Genomic DNA, 1,500 nt, shown 5'->3' with positions numbered 1-1,500 from the left:
AAATGTCCTGTTTGCTTTTTATTAACCACTCTTCCGCATTTATCCCCGGCAGTTTCACAACCCCTTTTTTCAAAGTGCGAGCCCCAATCCTGATGATAACGGAATTGATTTCATCACCTCGTTCTAGCAGAGTTTCAGTTTTTCGACGTGTATTGCTGGTGTTAATAATAAGACCAAAATCATCGTTATTATAAATAATCTCGATATTATCTTCCGATATCATATTTGTATCAGTAATAAAACCTTCTGGTATACAGACGCCGGACTGCGTTGGGACTTCCTCACCCTTCCTTCCCTTCAACCTTGACAGCAGGCTTTGCATTTCTGCAAGCTTCTGAGGCTTAGTATTTAGTGCATTTTCAGCAGTTCCACTATTTAAGTAATCCTCTTTGTCCTTTTTATATTTTGGATCGGACAAGTCTCGGATCTGAGTAGTTATGATAAATGCCGCTCCGTTACTGTACAGATGACCTTCAAGAATTCGACCAAACCCCGGAACACTGCCGTTTATGTTATGATCAAAAATCACTGTATTGTCATTTATCCGGTACACCTGTTTCAGAAAAGGCTGGTCCTCGGGGTCAACTGTAGGACTATTTTTTAACTCCTGTTCTCGTAACCGGATACGTTGCGCAAACGCCGGAGGAGACAACCGCTTGCTGGTAATTCTCATTTCATTAATCTTTACCTGACCCACATCAGCATTATTAAATGTAACGGGAACATCAAAAAGATAGCGACCAAGACACTGGGGTTTGGTCTGTTCAAAAAGCTTATCCGTCATTTGTTTTTCCTTTTCCGCTAAAGGGGCGACCGGCCACGGGCGGGTGAGTAACCAGAAAACTGTACAGAGAATAAATACGACAACAATTAAACCCATCCATAAATGTCTTACGCGCATCAGGCGACCTCCCCGGCCATTTTGATAATTGAGCGTAACGTGAACTTCATCGCTACAGAAAGGCCGTTTTCCTTACCGGCGTCCCCGACGGCATAGGCACCTTTATGATCGACGTCAGTAGCAAGCAGCGAGCGGATCCCGGAAAAATACATCTACTGCCTGGTGTTTCCAGTAGCAGAGCCAGTTCGATACCTGAACGTTCTGGTGATCCTGTCCCAGATATCGACCAGTTGTGAATCTGTATAATTTTTCGTTTCCAGACCAGAATTATTCAACTCGACGGAAAATACAGGATGATTTAAATCGGCGACATTCTCATTGCCATAAAAAGTGAACCTGTAGGCGGGAACAATCTTCTCTTCCGGATGATAAATGTCCTGTTTGCTTTTTATTAACCACTCTTCCGCATTTATCCCCGGCAGTTTCACAACCCCTTTTTTCAAAGTGCGAGCCCCAATCCTGATGATAGCGGAATTGATTTCATCACCTCGTTCTAGCAGCGTTTCAGTTTTTCGACGTGTATTGCTGGTGTTAATAATAAGACCAAAATCATCGTTATTATAAATAATCTCGATATTATCTTCCGATATCATATTTGT

3 protein-coding genes are annotated in these 1,500 nt (G+C 42.5%); all 3 read right to left on the bottom strand.

Annotated features, from left to right (window positions below; all coding sequences use genetic code 11):
• The coding region (locus DW47_RS0113575; RefSeq protein WP_038027600.1) for a T6SS immunity protein Tli4 family protein at positions 1-901 on the bottom strand (901 nt) is incomplete at its 3' end.
• Entirely contained in the window at positions 901-1,053 is a 153-nt protein-coding gene (locus DW47_RS17535; RefSeq protein WP_161606713.1) for a hypothetical protein, read from the bottom strand. The genes DW47_RS0113575 and DW47_RS17535, both read right to left, overlap by 1 nt.
• On the bottom strand, positions 1,054-1,500 hold a 447-nt coding region (locus tag DW47_RS17530; protein WP_029686964.1), incomplete at its 5' end, for a T6SS immunity protein Tli4 family protein.

Source organism: Tatumella saanichensis (assembly GCF_000439375.1).
Classification (GTDB): Bacteria; Pseudomonadota; Gammaproteobacteria; order Enterobacterales; family Enterobacteriaceae; genus Tatumella; species Tatumella saanichensis.
The sequence above is the reverse complement of the archived record's forward strand: the minus strand, read 5'-3'. Positions and strand labels throughout refer to the sequence as shown.

Excerpts from the sequence above, each read along its gene's own strand:
- DW47_RS17535 (WP_161606713.1), bottom strand. The coding sequence starts at position 1,053 with ATGTATTTTTCCGGGATCCGCTCGCTGCTTGCTACTGACGTCGATCAT.